The sequence below is a fragment of the Tenacibaculum amylolyticum genome, from assembly GCF_964511145.1.
In the GTDB taxonomy this organism is placed as follows: domain Bacteria; phylum Bacteroidota; class Bacteroidia; order Flavobacteriales; family Flavobacteriaceae; genus Polaribacter; species Polaribacter amylolyticum.
In genome coordinates this window covers 1-15,735 of record NZ_CAZEFZ010000077.1, presented here as the reverse complement: position 1 = coordinate 15,735, position 15,735 = coordinate 1, and the positions used below count along the sequence as shown (strand labels likewise).

Genomic DNA, 15,735 nt, shown 5'->3' with positions numbered 1-15,735 from the left:
AACCTTTCTTTCAGTTAGAATAGTTCACAATTTTACCCAACTAATTCTAAAGGATTTAAAATGGACTTATTTATTGCACTACAAGCACAAACATTAGATGAACGAATCAACCAATCATTTCATAATGCTACAAGTTGGTTTACTGATGCTATTCTTTGGCAAATACCAATTTCTGAAAACATTCAACTTCCATGGGTATTGATCATTCTTATTGGCGGAGCTCTTTATTTTTCATTCTATTTTAAAGGCATAAACTTTACAGGTTTTATGAATGCAATTCATGTAGTAAAAGGAACTTATGATAGTTTTGAAAAACAATCTCCACAAAAAGACATACAACAAACCATAAAAATAGAGGACCAAGGAGAAGTCTCTCACTTCCAAGCACTCACTGCTGCTTTATCTGCTACTGTAGGATTAGGAAATATCGCAGGAGTTGCTATTGCATTATCTATTGGTGGACCGGGAGCAACTTTTTGGATGATTATTGCTGGAATTTTAGGGATGGCTTCAAAATTTGTAGAATGCACATTAGGTGTAAAATATAGAGAAGTTGCTGCTAACGGAACAGTATATGGAGGACCAATGTATTATTTACAAAAAGGTCTAAAAGAAAATGGCTTTCAAAAAATAGGAAAAATGTTAGCAATACTATTTGCCATTATGTGCGTAGGAGGTTCTTTTGGTGGCGGTAATATGTTTCAAGTAAACCAAGCTTTTAAGTTATTTGAATATGTTACTGGAGCAGAACAAAGTTTTATGTATGAAAAAGGGTGGCTTTTTGGACTTATAATGGCCATTTTTGCTGGAATTGTGATTATTGGAGGAATTAAAAAAATTGCCAATGTTACAGATAAAATAGTTCCTATAATGGTTGTAGTTTATATAACTGCAGTACTTATTATTTTAGGTATTAATTATACTGAAATTCCTAACGCTTTTCATCAAATTATTTCTGGAGCTTTTAGTCCAACTGGAGTTGCTGGAGGAATGGTTGGTGTTTTAATTCAAGGATTTCGTAGAGGAGCATTTTCTAATGAAGCAGGAATTGGTTCTTCTTCCATAGCCCATGCAGCCGTAAAAACAGAATATGCAGCTAGTGAAGGATTAGTTGCTTTATTAGAACCTTTTATAGATACGGTTTTAGTTTGTACCATGACAGCTTTAGTACTTATTATTACAGGACAATTAACAACAGGAAATGCGGTTTCTTTTGAACAAGGTGCCATTCTTACTTCTAAAGCTTTAGAAAGCGGTATTTCTTGGTTTCCTTATGTATTAACCGTTGCTGTAATTTTATTTGCCTTTTCTTCTATGATCTCTTGGTCGTATTATGGATATCAAGCATGGACTTATCTTTTTGGTCGTAAAAAAAGTACAGGAAACATCTACAAAATCATTTTCTGTTTATTTACCATAGTAGGAGCTTCTGCAACTTTAAATGCTGTAACCGATTTTTCTGATGCTATGGTTTTTTCTATGATGGTTCCTAATATGATTGGACTTGTTGTTTTGGCTCCGAAGGTATTAGAAGAATTCAAACTTTATAAATCTGTTATAAAACAAAACAAACAACAACACTAATCTTGTTCAAATCTCCAAAATGAAAGCATGGACCAATAAAAAAGTTGTAATTTTAACTCAACTAATTCATCCAAATAATGAACAAACTAACAATATTCTTAGCAGGATCTGTCTTGTTATTTTCTTGCGGTAAGCAAAAAGATAAAGCGACTTCAGTTATCACGAAAACACAATCTGAAACATTTGCAAAAGACAGTGCTAATATTAAACATATTTTCAACACTGCACTAACAGAAGGCAAATCATACGAATGGCTGCGCGATCTTACTCAAAATATTGGTGGTAGACTTTCTGGTTCTCCAGAAGCTGCAAAAGCAGTATTGTGGGGAGAACAACAAATGAAAAGTATTGGATTAGATTCTGTTTGGTTACAACCAGTACTAGTTCCGCATTGGGTACGTGGCGAAAAAGAAGAAGCCTATTATACTGTAAATAATGAAAAGAAAAACGTTCCTATTTGCGCTTTAGGATTCTCTATTCCAACTCCTACAAATGGTATTACCGGAGAAGTAATAGAAGTTAAAAGTTTAAAAGAAGCTGAGGAACTAGGTGACAAATTAAAAGGTAAAATTGTATTCTTTAATGGTGCTTTTGATGATACATTAATCAATACTTTTAGAGCTTATGGAGGTTGTGTTGGACAACGTTTTTCTGGCGCAAGAGTTTGTGGTGAATTAGGCGCTAAAGGAGTTATTGTACGTTCTATGGGAAATCGTATTGATGATTACCCTCATACTGGTTCTATGGGATATGGCGACATTCCAAAAGAACAATATATTCCAGCTGCTGCTATTAGCACAAGAGCTGCAGAAAATTTAAGTAAGGATTTAAAAGAGAATCCAAACTTACAATTCTATTTCAAACAGAGCTGTGAAACCTTACCAGATGCTCCTTCTCATAATGTTATTGGAGAAATTAAAGGAACCGAAAACCCAGATAAAATTATTGTTGTTGGTGGTCATTTAGATTCTTGGGATTTAGGTGAAGGTGCTCATGATGATGGAACAGGAATTGTACAATCTTTAGAAGTTGCTTATTTGTTGAAAAAAAATAATATCAAGCCTAAAAACACGATTAGAATCGTATTCTTTATGAATGAAGAAAACGGAACTCGTGGTGCCAAAAAATATGCGGAAGAAGCAAAACTTAAGAATGAAAATCATATTGGTGGTTTAGAAAGTGATGCTGGTGGTCATACTCCTAGAGGTTTTTCTATTGATGCGAATAAAAACAACACAAAATTAGTTCAAAGTTGGAAAAAATTATTAGCTCCTTACGGCTTGCACGATTTAACTGTAGGTGGTAGTGGCGCGGATATTTCTCCTTTAAAAAACGACCAAATAACACTTGTTGGTTATAGACCAGACAGTCAACGTTATTTCGATTACCACCACACAGCTATAGATACTTTTGACAAGGTAAATAAACGCGAATTAGAATTAGGAAGTGCTTCTATGGCGAGTTTAATTTACTTAATGGATAAATATTTATATACAGATGATCAAGTAAAACCATAATTAAACCTTATGAAACATGTGCATCTAGCTTTAAAAGTTTTAATGGCCGTTCTATTAATTTATGGTGGATTCAATCATTTTTATAAACCTGAGTTCTACAATGGCTTTATCCCTGACTTCTTACCAAAATTAATTGTAAATTATATTTCTGGAGCAATTGAACTCCTACTTGGATTTGGATTATTTATAAAAGGATTTCAGAAAAAATCTGCTTATGGTATTTTTCTTTTAATGCTTGCTTTTTTACCAATCCATATATGGGATATGTTAAAAGAACTTCCTGCAATTGGTAGTAAAAATGCTGCATATATTAGAGTTGTAGTGCAATTTATTTTTATCGCTTGGGCATGGTTTCTATATAAAAAACAATCAAATTAAAAACAATGAAAAAAATTATCGCTCTACTAGCTCTTAGTAGTATTATTTCTTGTAAAAAAAGTAAAGAGCAAGTAGATTTAATTGTTACTAATGCAACAATATACACTGTAAACAATAACTTTTCTAAGGCTGAAAGTTTTGCAGTTTCAAATGGTAAGTTTGTTGCTGTAGGAAACTCAGAAGACATTCTAAAAAAATATAGTTCAGACAACACTATTGACGCAAAAAATAGTCCAATTTACCCTGGGTTGATAGATGGTCATTGTCATTTTTACGGGTTAGGTTTACAACAACAAAAAGTAGACTTAGTTGGTACAAAAAGCTATGACGCAGTATTAAAAAAACTAGTAAAATTCCAAAAAGAAAAAAATAGTGAATTTATTACTGGTCGCGGTTGGGATCAAAATGATTGGGAAGTAAAGAAATTTCCTACCAAAGCAAAATTAGACAGCCTCTTCCCTACTACTCCAGTTGCTATTAGACGTGTAGATGGTCATGCCATGTTAGTCAATCAAAAAGCTTTAGATATCTCAGGAATTACTATAGACTCTAAAGTTGAAGGAGGCGAATTTATCAAAGAAAATGGAGCCTTAACAGGTGTACTTATCGATAATGCTATGGATTTAGTTAAAGTTCCTGAACCTTCTAAAAGAGAACAAATTCAAGCTTTAAAAGATGCTGAAAAGATTAATTTTTCTTATGGATTAACCACTGTATCTGATGCAGGACTTGACAAACCCGTAATTGAATTAATTGATAGTTTACAAACAGCTGGAGCATTAAAAATGAGAATTTATGCAATGGTTTCTGCAACACAGCAAAACTTAGACTATTATACTCAAAAAGGAATTATTAAAACAAATCGTTTAAATGTACGTTCTTTTAAAGTGTACGGAGACGGTGCTTTAGGTTCTCGCGGTGCTGCTTTGAAAAAACCTTATAGTGATAGAGACAATCATTACGGTGCTTTAATTTATCCACCAGAACGTTATAGAGAAATTGCAAAACAAATTGCTGCTTCAGATTATCAAATGAATACACATGCTATTGGTGATTCTGCTAATTATTTAATGTTAAGAACCTATCATGATGTTTTAAAAGATCAGACCGATAGACGTTGGCGAATTGAGCATGCACAGATTGTAGATCAAAAAGATTTTGATTTATTCGATAAAGTAATTCCTTCTATTCAGCCAACTCATGCTACTTCAGATATGTATTGGGCAGGAGAAAGAGTTGGGGAAGAACGTATTAAAGGAGGTTACGCTTTTAAAAAATTATTGAATGTTTACGGGAAAGTAGCTTTAGGAACAGATTATCCTGTAGAAAGAGTAAGTCCATTTTTAACTTTTTATGCTGCTGTTGCCAGAAAAGATTTAGAGAACTATCCTAAAGATGGATTCCAAATGGAAAACGCACTTTCTAGAGAAGAAACCTTAAAAGGAATGACGATCTGGAATGCTTATGCAAATTTTGAGGAAAATGAAAAAGGAAGTATTGAAGTAGGTAAAGTTGCTGACTTTGTTATTTTAAATCAAGATATAATGACTGTAGCTATTGACAAAGTTCCACATACTCGAGTTGTTGACACTTACTTAAATGGTCAAAAAGTAAATTAATATGCTACTAAAAGCGCTACACATACAACATATAAAAAAGGGGATTTTCATCTCCTTTTTTCTGATTTCAGCTCTTATTTCTGCTCAAGAAGAAAAAGAAGCACTGCAAAAGTTATCTTTTATGATTGGTAATTGGCAAGGCACTTCTACTTCTTTTAGTAACAATACTCAAAAAAGCGTATCTGTATCAGAAAATGTACGCTATATTTTAAATGGTAATTTAATTACCTTAGATGTAAAATCTCCTTGGATTGAATTGCATACTATTATCAGCTTTAACAAAAAAGAACAATCGTATTACTACCATCCATTTTCTAAAACAGGAGTAAAAGCTGGATATAAAGGCACTTATAAAGATGGTGTTTTTAGAGTCTATTTTAACCCTGGAAGAAGACTTACTTTTACACAAACAACTAAAGGTGAATTTCATGAATATGGTGAGCAATTAAAAAATGGAGTATGGGAAAAATACTTTGAAGACATATTACAATCTTCTAAATAACAACCAGATATATACTATCTTAAAATATTTTTAAATAAAAACACATTTTTATGCGTCTTTTCAATCACTTTAAAGTCTATTAACTGAACGTTAAATATAATTGAAATGGAATATAAAAATCAATGTACTTGTTCTTGCGAAGGTTGCAAAACAGGTGATTGCTCAAATTGCACTTGTGATAACTGTATGTGTACAAATTGTAATTGTTAACTAAACAAAAAGTCATTCTAAAGTTTAACATCTTTTAGAATGACTTTTTTTGTAAATTTAAAGTATGACAACTCAGGAGATTTGGACTATATATCATGATGATTTAAAAAGGTTTATTGTAAGTAAAACAAAAGACGCTATCATTGCTGATGATATTTTACAAGATACTTTTATTAGAATTCATAATAAGTTACATACACTAAAAGATGAAACTAAATTAAAATCATGGATTTTCACTATTACTCGCAATGCTATTTACGATCATTTTAGTTCAATTGGTAAAACTATAACTATAGAAAATACCGAATTAGAGCTTGAGTTAGAAGAGCATGAACATACTGAAAAAGATTGCTTACGCGGTATTATTAAAAACTTACCTAAAAAATACCGTATACCTTTATTCCTTTCCGATATAAAAGGAATGAAACAACAAGAGGTTGCAGATTATTTAAACCAAAACCTTACAACTACCAAATCACAAATTCAACGCGCTAGAAAAATGATTGCAGAAGGTTTTATAGACTGTTGTGGATTCGTAATCAATGAAAAAGGTAAATTAGTTGGAGAAGTTCAAGAAAAAGAAGATTGTAAAGTGTGTCAATAACAGATTAGCTTAATATTATAATTACTTTTTTATAGTATTGTTTCACTTCTTTTAAATTGGGTATTTCGAATTTATACGATAAAAATATATGCAATATGTATATTTGGGTATTGTGTAATATTAAAATAATATGTGTAAAAGAAATTTTAATTTACAATTCTGTACTTGCTTAGATAAAGAACTTTCTAATCCTGAAAATTCAAATAATAAAGTTGAAGAGTTTTACAATTTAAAAGCTAAAGAAGCTAAAAACCTTTTAGATACTGGCTCTAAAAATGTTTCTAAAGACGAATTTGAAAAATCAAAAAAAGCCATTAAAGAAGGTAAATATTACGATACAGAGTTATGGTGGAAGCTCAAAAGATTTAAAGCAGACAGAAAAGACTTTGTTATTGGACGAGTTATCTATCCTTTAAATAAACTGAAAGAAGATATTCAATTTGAATATATTTTAGATAGACTAAATGCTGGAAATATATTTGATTTTAATTACTCTCCTCAAGAAAAGGACCTTATTGAAATATGGGAATACTATAAATATAAAGAAATTAATGGGTACCCGAGAGAGTATTTTGAAAACCATATGGTTTTTAAGTATGAAAATAACAAATGGAATTTTGGAAAATTCCCGTTTGGTTATGTCTTTGATGAATTGAATAGAGGAAAACTAAAAGTATTTCACAATAACGTATGATTACAATTAAGACGAATTCAATTACATTCACATTCACTTGGTAAATACTTATATTAGTTTTCAAGCAAAAAATTAAATTCATAACTTCAATTATACAAACACATTGTATAACATTTACAAGAACATCAGATTAAAAATTAATTATGAAACAGTCAATAATTTTTCTCTTTTTATTTTTTTCCTTTTTAACCTTTCATCTTAATGGGCAAACTAAACAGGATTCTTTGGATATTAAACAAGTTGCATTAGATTATATAGAGTCTCAACATAATGTAAAACCTGACCAATTTGCACGCGCTGCTCATCCTAGAATGGTAAAAAGAACTTTTTGGAAGAATAAAAAAACTGGAAAGGAATATTTGAGAGAAACTTTTACTGATGCTATGATTTTACTTGCCGAAACCTATAATCTTAAGAAAGACAAATTTCCTAAAGACGCAAAAAAAGAGGTAATCATCCTTGATGCCTATGACAAAGTTGCTTCAGTAAAATTAATTGCAGATGATTGGATCGACTATATGCATATTGTAAAATTAAATGGAAAATGGCAACTCGTAAATGTTTTGTGGCAGTTTAACAATTCCAAGAAACATTAACTCAATATTAAATTAAAATAGAAAAAGCCTATATAAAAATTTAATCTTATTAGTTACTTTTGGTAGTAATAAAAAATAATCAAGACTTTTTCTTCAAACAACCATACACAAAACATTATAAATAAATTGTACTATGAAAACAAAAATTGTAAGCTGCATAATACTATTCGTATTTTTTGCATGTAGCAGTAATCAAGAAACTATAGATAACAATATAGAAGAAGAAACTCAATACAACTTAGAAGGTAAATTACTTGAAGGAGTAATAGATGAAAATTTAAATTCTTTCGAGTTTTTTATCTATAATGAAAGTAATTTACCAAAAGCTAGAATACTTAGTTTTAAAAATACAAATTATCCAACTGAGTATAATGATTTAAAAAACAAGCCTATTAAATCTGGAATAATTCATTATTATATTTATGGTAATCAAAGCAATAAAATTATCGAAACAAGAATTTTCGATAATTCTTTAGCCTCTTTCTATTATAAAGATGGTAAAGTTTATGATGATAATGATTTAGATATTACAAATGTTAGAAATATGTATGAAAAAGTAATGCATATTTATACAAATGGGATTTTATCTAAATTAATAATAAAAGATATAAATGAAGAGGATTATGTTTTTCAAAACTTCCATTTTGACGCTAACAAAAATATTATTGGAATTGATTATGATTACACTCAATCAAATAATAATGATTTCAAAGTAGATTATTCATATGTTGGAGATAAAGTTTATCTTTTAGATGAAAATGGAGATTTGAAAGAAAATTATTACTCTATTTCTCCATCTTTAAATCCTTATTTTAAACTTTTCGAATCATTTGGTTTAGCTACACCTTTATACGCTTCTTCCGGAAGGGCATATCCTCCTTTTAATAAGTTCTTTAAAAAATATCCTGAGAATTTTTTGTTTGTTTCATCATCTACCAATTCTTATTTTGTAAATAAAAATAGAGTACTAGAAGTAAATAAATTTAATTATCCTATTAAAACATTACACGAAGGTCCACCTTCTTCAAATTTAATTCCTAGAACTGAATTAATTTATACTTACTTAAAAGAATAAAATTACTAGTATATCTAAAGTTACGACACAATTCACTACTCGCTCACTTAGCTTCATAGCTTTAGTGCGAAATTTAAAAACTCTTTTTAAGATAAAGTTTCATAAGTTGATATAAAAAACTAATACCTAACCTTCCACATACATAATCAATCTCTTATAAATTTATTCATCAAGACAATTCTTATCAAAATCAAAGTTTTAACTTAACTTTGCAATGAAAAATTGCAAGTAACTATAAACAAATAAATTGTCCTACTTATAAAAACATAAATAAATCGAAATCATTAATTCTTTTCCTCTTCTCAATTTTCCTAATTGGATGCAAAAAGCGATAAGATTAAGGTTAGTCAAGTTTAAGAATGGAAGGTTTACAGAAATTAAGTTTAGCCACCCAAATGAATAATAAACATTGTATAAAAATTAAAAATTTATATTATTATGAAAGCAAAGATTAAAATTGCTCTAATTGCTATAATAGGAATGAGCTTAGGTATTAAAAGTCAAGAATGGAATACTGTTGATGTTGGCAATGCTCCAGAGCTAACTCTTTTCAAACATACAGGTAGCTCAACTCCAGTTCCTTTTAATCTTCAAAAGTTTGGATATTCTGGTTCTAATATCAATTATGGTTTACTACACTTAGATATGGGACACAACATTATTGGAGGTGGATCTAACCTTCATTTTAGGTTAAAGAACTCAAGTAATAGTTTTAAAGAATATGGAGGCTTTGGTTCTTTCATCATAAATAATGCTTCTGGTAATGAAGATGGAGGGCTTACTTTCTATACAACTAATAATGGAAAAACAAGAATAAGAAGAATGACTATTTTAAATAATGGATTTGTAGGTATGGGAACCAATACTCCTCAACGTTCTTTACATGTAGTAAGTAGCTCATGGGATAACACCTATGGTGCCGGAGCTATTTTTGAAAATGATAATTCTGTTGGTTCTGGGATAACTTTAAAACCTACGGGATCTCAAGTATCAAATGGAACTCTAGGTTGGTCTATCTATGCAGGCGGTCCTGGTTCGGCTATTAAAGATGGTAATCTTGGTTTTTGGGCACACGGAACCAATGCAGCCTTAATGTCTATCAAAAGATCTGGTGAAGTTGGTGTAGGAACAAATACTCCTTCCGAAAAACTTGATGTTAGTGGTAACGTTAAAATTACTGGCGACTTAAAAATGTCTGGACCTGATAGTTACATCTGGACAAATGGTACTGGAACAGGTTACACCGGAATATATGATCCAAAAAATAACCGTGTACTTTTATACACATCTGAAAGTACAGGAAATGTTGGTATAGGTACAACAGATACTAAAGGTTTTAAATTAGGTGTTAATGGAAAAGTTGCCGCAACAGAAGTTAAAGTTGCTACTTATTCTAATTGGGCAGACTTTGTATTTAAAAAAAACTATGAATTGCCTACTCTAACAGAAGTTGAAAATCATATCAAAGAAAATGGACATTTAAAAGATATTCCTAGCGCTGATGAAGTTGCTGAAAATGGTTTCTTCCTAGGAGAAATGGATGCTAAACTATTACAAAAGATTGAGGAGTTAACATTATATACTATTGAACAAGAGAAAAAAATTAAGTCGTTAGAAAAACAATTAACCGAGATTGAAGAGTTAAAAAAGCAAAACTCTGAGATCAAAAATTTAGTTCAAAAATTATTAAAAGAGAAAAATTAATAATTATAACTAACAAAACATATGTATCCCCTCATTTAAAACAGAGGGTATACATATGCTCATAACTAAAAACAAATAGTATTTAACTATTATTAAAAAATGATAGAATGCTTTTAGAAGTATAAACATAGAAACTATCCTCACATGGGATTTAAAAATCAATTGATACCTTTATCACATAATAATTCATAATCCCAAAACATGAAGAAACTAACAATAGTCACCCTTAGTATAACTATATTATCTTTTATAGCATTCACAAAGCCTTTTAAAGACAATTATACTATAACACATGGGCAAGCTGGGCCGTTTACAATAAATAGTGCCTTTCCTGGAGAAGGAGAGTATTTAGGTTATGATTTAGTAAAAAAACAAACAATTCATTATGCTGAAGACGGAATAGATACTTTAACTATATTCCATGCACAAAAAGAAGGAATTACTCATATTATTATCCACCCTAAATATGATAACGAAGCTTTGATTGGTGAATTAGAAGTAATTAGTCCTTTATACGAAACTAAGGCTGGTATTGGGGTAGGGAGTTCTATTAATGACTTCTATTCTTATTACAATGATGCTGAAGCATTATATACTTTTATTAGTGATAACTTCTGGTTAGAAACTAAAGCTGTTAATGGCGCACAGTTTCAATTTCAAAGAAAATTATATAAAGGTTCTCCTGACACTTTTGAAGACTTAACTATTTTAGAAAGAAACAAAATAGATACGAAAGGACGAATCTCTAAAATTCGTTTGTTTTAAGAATTATCAGATTAAAATTTGTCTATAACCTGATTTTAATAATGTATAGTTTGAAAAATGAAAAAATACAGAAAAATTCAAAGGCCTCAAAAATCAGAATACCCTGGTTATTCACAACCATATTTTGATCTAATTAAAACGAATGAAGACATACTTGAAGAGTTATACGATAATTTCATTAAGTTAAAAGAACTAATTTATTCTTTACCTTCTGAGAAGTTAAATTATAGATATGCTGAGAACAAGTGGACTATTAAAGAAATATTAGTTCATAATATAGATGATGAAAGGATTTTCACTTATAGAGCACTTTGTTATGCGAGAAATGATAAGACTCCATTACCAGGTTTTGAAGAAAAAGATTATGCAAAGTATTCCTTAGCTAATGAAAGAAGCCTTGATAGTATCTTTGATGAATATTGGAGTGTAAGATGTTCTACATTAAAACTTTTCCAATACTTACCAGGGGAAGCTTTTATGCGAAAAGGAACTATGATTGGAGATGATGGTAAAGTAACAAATGAAAGAACTGTTAGAGCTCTATTATATCATATAGCTGGACATGAATTAAGCCATATTAAAGTTATTAAAGAAAAATACTTAGGAATAGCAGTTAATAAATATCCTATTTGAAAATAAAATTACATATTACAACAAAGTATATTATTAAATTTGGTCTTATCCAATTTATATGTGCTATTTTAACTTACTATGGAAGTAACTCCTTTAATTAACTATATTAATCGTATTGTTACATTAACTCCTGAGGAAGAAATTATTCTTTCTGAATATGTTGTTTATAGACAATATTTAAAAGATCAATATATTTTACAACAAGGTGATGTATGTAAACACGCTAATTTTATAGTAAAAGGTTGTGCTAAAACCTTTCATGCAGACAATAATGGACAAGAACATATCATTATGTTTTCTGTTGAAGATTGGTGGGCATCAGATATGGGAAGTTTCATAACACAAACTCCTGCTGACTATAATGTTCAATGCATAGAAAATACAGAACTTATTCAATTTAATCACGAAACAATAGAAGAATTATACGCTAAAATTCCTAAGCTTGAGCGTTGTTTTAGACAAATAACAGAACGAGCTTTGGTTTCTTCTTTAAAAAGAATTGTTCGTAATTTTAGTAAAACAGCCAAAGAAAGATATATTATTTTTAAAGAAAATTATCCAGAAATCGAACAAAGAATTCCACAATATATGCTTGCTTCTTATTTGGGTATTTCTAAGGAATTTTTGAGTAAAATTAAAAGTCAGTTAGCTAAAGAGACCAAAAGTTAAACTAGTTTAACTTCATTTCATAATCTAGTTCATTTTTTATCTTTTTATTGGTTTCTAAATTTGCCTCATAATTATATAAATTTCATAATATGAAGACAATACTGAAACAAATAACTGGTGTATTTACAATTGCTTTACTTACATTCTCATTCACAACTTTAAAAGAAGTAAAAAAAACAATTAACACGACAAAGAGTACTCTTGAATGGAAAGGTTATAAAGTAACTGGTTCTCACAATGGTACAATTACTATAAAGTCTGGTTTTTTAACTTTTGATAATGACAAGTTAACAGGTGGTTCTGTAACTATAGACATGGCTTCTATTAATACTACAGATTTATCTGGGGATTACAAGAATAATTTAGATGGCCACTTAAAGTCAGATGATTTTTTTGGAGTAAAAAAATTCCCTACAGCCACATTAGTTTTCAAAAAGGTAAAAACTTCTGGGAAAAATGCATACGATGTAAAAGCAGATCTTACTATTAAAGGAATTACAAAACCTGTAAAGTTTAAAATTTCAGTATATGGGAAAAAAGCTACTGCTTCTTTAAAAGTAGATAGAACACAGTTTAATGTACGTTATGGTTCTGCTAGCTTTTTTGATAATTTAAAAGACAAAGCTATTTATGATGAATTTGATTTAGTTGCTGATTTAGAGTTAAACTAGTCACTACATTATTTTAAATAAAAAAAGGCTTTCTAAAATTAGAAAGCCTTTTTTATAAGTGTAAATTATCTACGTCTTTTCTTTTTGAATCCTTTGTTTTTTCTTCTAGATTCTTTTACTGTTGTAACCGTATCGTTAAATGTATTTTTTGCTTTTCCTGGCTTGTTCTTTCTCCATGAATTATCTTCAGGCAATAATTTCTTAACCAAATCTGTACGTCCTACTTTGCTCAACGTATCTTTAATCCATTTTCTGTTTTCTTTCTTATACCAAAAGAAAAATTTATGTTGATCTAGTTTTTCCTGACGTGTTTTGGCAGTTTTTACAGGTTTTAAGGTATATGGATGATAACCACTATAATATATAACAGTAGCTACCGTCATAGGGGTTGGTGTAAATCCTTGTACTTGTTCCAACTGAAATCCCATATCTTTTGTCTCTGCTGCTAAATTTGCCATATCTTCTGGCTCACAAGCTGGGTGACTTGAAATAAAATAAGGGATTAATTGTAGTTTTAACTTGTTCTTTTTATTTAAGCGATCAAAACGATCTTTGAACTTATGGAAATAAGTAAAAGAAGGCTTTCTCATTAATTTCAATACAGGATCTGATGTATGCTCTGGTGCTACTTTTAAACGCCCAGAAACATGGTTTTTCATTACCTCTTCAGTATAATCATCTAATTCCTTTGGATCTGCATTTTTATTGAATTCAGGCACTAACATATCGTGTCTAATTCCACTACCAATAAACGATTTCTTTACCTTAGGATGTGCATCTACTGCTTTATATAATTCTGTTAATGGTTTATGTGAAGTATCTAAGTTGCTACAAATTACTGGAGAAATGCACGAAGGTGCTACGCATCTATCGCAAATTGATTGCACTTTCCCTTTCATTTTATACATATTCGCAGAAGGTCCTCCAATATCTGATAAATAACCTTTAAAGTCATCCATTTGGGCTACTTTATCTACTTCTTTTAGTACTGATTCTTGACTACGACTTGCTATAAACTTTCCTTGATGTGCAGAAATGGTACAAAAACTACAACCTCCAAAACAACCTCTATGAATATTAATAGAAAATTTAATCATTTCAAACGCAGGGATAGGACCTCGTTTGTTGTATTTGGGATGTGGTAATCTTGTATAAGGTAAATCAAATGACGCGTCAATTTCATTCTCAGTCATTGTAGGATATGGTGGATTAATAACCAACAATTGTTCTCCTATTTTTTGAAAAATACGTCGTGCTTGTAATTTATTTGACTCCTGTTCTATCGTTTTAAAATTAGCCGCAAACGTTTTTTTATCTTCTAAACAAGCTTCATGAGATGCAATTTCTACATCTTCCCAATTTTTATTTTTTGGAGTTTTTTCACCTTCTTGGACTAAAAACGCGGTTTGTTTTATAGTTCTTAAACTCTGAAATGGAACTCCTTTTTGTAATAATTCTACTATTTCACGTAAAGGTTGTTCTCCCATTCCATACACTAACATATCTGCTTTAGAAGTCTCTAAAATAGAGGGTAATAATTTATCTGACCAATAATCATAATGTGTTACCCTACGTAAAGAAGCCTCAATTCCTCCAATTAAAACAGGAACATCTGGGAATTTTTCTTTTAATATTTTGGTATATACTGAAGTTGCATAATCTGGACGAAAACCAATATCTCCATTAGGTGTATATGCATCTTTATCTCTCTTCTTCTTATTTGCTGTATAATTACTCACCATTGGATCCATACAACCACCGGTAACAGCAAAAAACAAACGAGGAGTTCCTAGTTTTGTAAAGTCTTGTAAATTATCGTGTACACTTGGTTGTGGCACAATAGCAACTTTTAACCCGTAACTTTCTAAGATACGACCAATTACTGCAGGACCAAAAGATGGATGGTCTACATAGGCATCTCCACTAAACAAAATCACATCTAATTCATCCCAACCTCTTAATTTCACTTCTTTGTTAGTCGTTGGTAACCAGTCAGTAAGTCGTCTTATCCTCATATTTTGCAAAAGTACACTAAATATTAACGAATTCCATATAATTGAAATGATTAACTAATAATTTAGATATAATCTAGCTTGTAAAATTGTTGTAAAATAAAAAAGAATACTATTATTTTTAGTTAATAGTATTCTTTATGGTAGTATTCTCAACTTACAAAATTAGTTTTTGAATACCGTTATTATAATTAATAAAGTCTTTTATAATTCTTTATCGAGATTAAACTTATGTCGAACCTCTAGACTTGCTTTATGTATTTCAGCTAATGAAATACTAGCTTCTTTTTCATTTAACTCTTTATTTAGAGTAAATATTAAATCTAACGTTGGTACATCTAAATTTAAACCTAATACTCTTAACGAAGAGGCTAATAACTCTAATTGTTGTATTTCCATATATGTTTTATCTTACTCATTTTAACGTTTAATAAATTCATCACCAAGTCCGCCTCCGCCAGGTCCACCTCCACCAGGTCCTCCCCCTCCGGGTCCATCAAAC

The 15,735-nt window shown here is 30.3% G+C and carries 16 protein-coding genes; 14 read left to right on the top strand and 2 right to left on the bottom strand.

Annotated elements, in window-relative coordinates; all coding sequences use genetic code 11:
• The first annotated feature begins 60 nt into the window (after positions 1-60).
• The 14 genes from ACKTTC_RS19595 (at position 61) to ACKTTC_RS19530 (ending at position 13,221) form a co-directional block, all read left to right on the top strand.
• Positions 61-1,584 (top strand): alanine/glycine:cation symporter family protein, encoded by a 1,524-nt coding sequence (locus ACKTTC_RS19595; protein ID WP_408041565.1) that lies wholly within the window; start codon positions 61-63, stop codon positions 1,582-1,584.
• 77 nt (positions 1,585-1,661) lie between these two features.
• Positions 1,662-3,101, top strand: a complete 1,440-nt coding sequence (locus ACKTTC_RS19590; protein ID WP_408041564.1) for a M20/M25/M40 family metallo-hydrolase — start codon at positions 1,662-1,664, stop codon at positions 3,099-3,101.
• Positions 3,102-3,110: 9 nt separating this feature from the next.
• On the top strand, positions 3,111-3,479 hold the full coding sequence (locus tag ACKTTC_RS19585) for a DoxX family protein (protein ID WP_408041563.1): 369 nt from the start codon (positions 3,111-3,113) through the stop codon (positions 3,477-3,479).
• A gap of 5 nt (positions 3,480-3,484) precedes the next feature.
• Positions 3,485-5,098: an amidohydrolase gene (locus tag ACKTTC_RS19580; RefSeq protein ID WP_408041562.1), complete on the top strand. Its 1,614-nt coding sequence runs from the start codon at positions 3,485-3,487 to the stop codon at positions 5,096-5,098.
• A gap of 1 nt (position 5,099) precedes the next feature.
• On the top strand, positions 5,100-5,600 hold the full coding sequence (locus tag ACKTTC_RS19575; RefSeq protein WP_408041561.1) for a hypothetical protein: 501 nt from the start codon (positions 5,100-5,102) through the stop codon (positions 5,598-5,600).
• Between the two features lie 274 nt (positions 5,601-5,874).
• Positions 5,875-6,414 carry a sigma-70 family RNA polymerase sigma factor gene (locus ACKTTC_RS19570; protein ID WP_408041560.1) on the top strand — a complete coding sequence of 180 codons (540 nt, stop codon included), beginning with the start codon at positions 5,875-5,877 and terminating at the stop codon, positions 6,412-6,414.
• Positions 6,415-6,544: 130 nt separating this feature from the next.
• Entirely contained in the window at positions 6,545-7,108 is a 564-nt protein-coding gene (locus ACKTTC_RS19565) for a hypothetical protein (RefSeq protein ID WP_408041559.1), read from the top strand.
• 143 nt (positions 7,109-7,251) lie between these two features.
• Positions 7,252-7,704, top strand: coding sequence for a nuclear transport factor 2 family protein (locus ACKTTC_RS19560; RefSeq protein WP_408041558.1), 453 nt, complete (start codon positions 7,252-7,254; stop codon positions 7,702-7,704).
• Between the two features lie 133 nt (positions 7,705-7,837).
• The gene (locus ACKTTC_RS19555; protein ID WP_408041557.1) at positions 7,838-8,779 is read left to right on the top strand and encodes a hypothetical protein; all 942 of its coding nucleotides are present in this window, start codon (positions 7,838-7,840) and stop codon (positions 8,777-8,779) included.
• Positions 8,780-9,217: 438 nt separating this feature from the next.
• Positions 9,218-10,483, top strand: coding sequence for a hypothetical protein (locus ACKTTC_RS19550; RefSeq protein WP_408041556.1), 1,266 nt, complete (start codon positions 9,218-9,220; stop codon positions 10,481-10,483).
• Between the two features lie 201 nt (positions 10,484-10,684).
• Positions 10,685-11,248 carry a hypothetical protein gene (locus tag ACKTTC_RS19545; RefSeq protein ID WP_408041555.1) on the top strand — a complete coding sequence of 188 codons (564 nt, stop codon included), beginning with the start codon at positions 10,685-10,687 and terminating at the stop codon, positions 11,246-11,248.
• A 57-nt stretch (positions 11,249-11,305) separates the two neighbouring features.
• Positions 11,306-11,881, top strand: a complete 576-nt coding sequence (locus ACKTTC_RS19540) for a DinB family protein (RefSeq protein ID WP_408041554.1) — start codon at positions 11,306-11,308, stop codon at positions 11,879-11,881.
• Between the two features lie 78 nt (positions 11,882-11,959).
• Entirely contained in the window at positions 11,960-12,550 is a 591-nt protein-coding gene (locus tag ACKTTC_RS19535) for a Crp/Fnr family transcriptional regulator (protein ID WP_408041553.1), read from the top strand.
• Positions 12,551-12,639: 89 nt separating this feature from the next.
• On the top strand, positions 12,640-13,221 hold the full coding sequence (locus ACKTTC_RS19530) for a YceI family protein (protein WP_408041552.1): 582 nt from the start codon (positions 12,640-12,642) through the stop codon (positions 13,219-13,221).
• Between the two features lie 65 nt (positions 13,222-13,286).
• Here the strand turns inward: ACKTTC_RS19530 and ACKTTC_RS19525 are convergent, their stop codons facing one another.
• Positions 13,287-15,236 carry a YgiQ family radical SAM protein gene (locus ACKTTC_RS19525; protein ID WP_408041551.1) on the bottom strand — a complete coding sequence of 650 codons (1,950 nt, stop codon included), beginning with the start codon at positions 15,234-15,236 and terminating at the stop codon, positions 13,287-13,289.
• Positions 15,237-15,437: 201 nt separating this feature from the next.
• Positions 15,438-15,632, bottom strand: a complete 195-nt coding sequence (locus ACKTTC_RS19520) for a hypothetical protein (protein ID WP_408041550.1) — start codon at positions 15,630-15,632, stop codon at positions 15,438-15,440.
• Positions 15,633-15,735 lie beyond the last annotated feature (103 nt).

Coding starts and splice junctions, on each gene's coding strand:
- ACKTTC_RS19595 (WP_408041565.1), top strand. CDS start 61: ATGGACTTATTTATTGCACTACAAGCACAAACATTAGATGAACGAATC.
- ACKTTC_RS19590 (WP_408041564.1), top strand. CDS start 1,662: ATGAACAAACTAACAATATTCTTAGCAGGATCTGTCTTGTTATTTTCT.
- ACKTTC_RS19585 (WP_408041563.1), top strand. CDS start 3,111: ATGAAACATGTGCATCTAGCTTTAAAAGTTTTAATGGCCGTTCTATTA.
- ACKTTC_RS19580 (WP_408041562.1), top strand. CDS start 3,485: ATGAAAAAAATTATCGCTCTACTAGCTCTTAGTAGTATTATTTCTTGT.
- ACKTTC_RS19575 (WP_408041561.1), top strand. CDS start 5,100: ATGCTACTAAAAGCGCTACACATACAACATATAAAAAAGGGGATTTTC.
- ACKTTC_RS19570 (WP_408041560.1), top strand. CDS start 5,875: ATGACAACTCAGGAGATTTGGACTATATATCATGATGATTTAAAAAGG.
- ACKTTC_RS19565 (WP_408041559.1), top strand. CDS start 6,545: ATGTGTAAAAGAAATTTTAATTTACAATTCTGTACTTGCTTAGATAAA.
- ACKTTC_RS19560 (WP_408041558.1), top strand. CDS start 7,252: ATGAAACAGTCAATAATTTTTCTCTTTTTATTTTTTTCCTTTTTAACC.
- ACKTTC_RS19555 (WP_408041557.1), top strand. CDS start 7,838: ATGAAAACAAAAATTGTAAGCTGCATAATACTATTCGTATTTTTTGCA.
- ACKTTC_RS19550 (WP_408041556.1), top strand. CDS start 9,218: ATGAAAGCAAAGATTAAAATTGCTCTAATTGCTATAATAGGAATGAGC.
- ACKTTC_RS19545 (WP_408041555.1), top strand. CDS start 10,685: ATGAAGAAACTAACAATAGTCACCCTTAGTATAACTATATTATCTTTT.
- ACKTTC_RS19540 (WP_408041554.1), top strand. CDS start 11,306: ATGAAAAAATACAGAAAAATTCAAAGGCCTCAAAAATCAGAATACCCT.
- ACKTTC_RS19535 (WP_408041553.1), top strand. CDS start 11,960: ATGGAAGTAACTCCTTTAATTAACTATATTAATCGTATTGTTACATTA.
- ACKTTC_RS19530 (WP_408041552.1), top strand. CDS start 12,640: ATGAAGACAATACTGAAACAAATAACTGGTGTATTTACAATTGCTTTA.
- ACKTTC_RS19525 (WP_408041551.1), bottom strand. CDS start 15,236: ATGAGGATAAGACGACTTACTGACTGGTTACCAACGACTAACAAAGAA.
- ACKTTC_RS19520 (WP_408041550.1), bottom strand. CDS start 15,632: ATGGAAATACAACAATTAGAGTTATTAGCCTCTTCGTTAAGAGTATTA.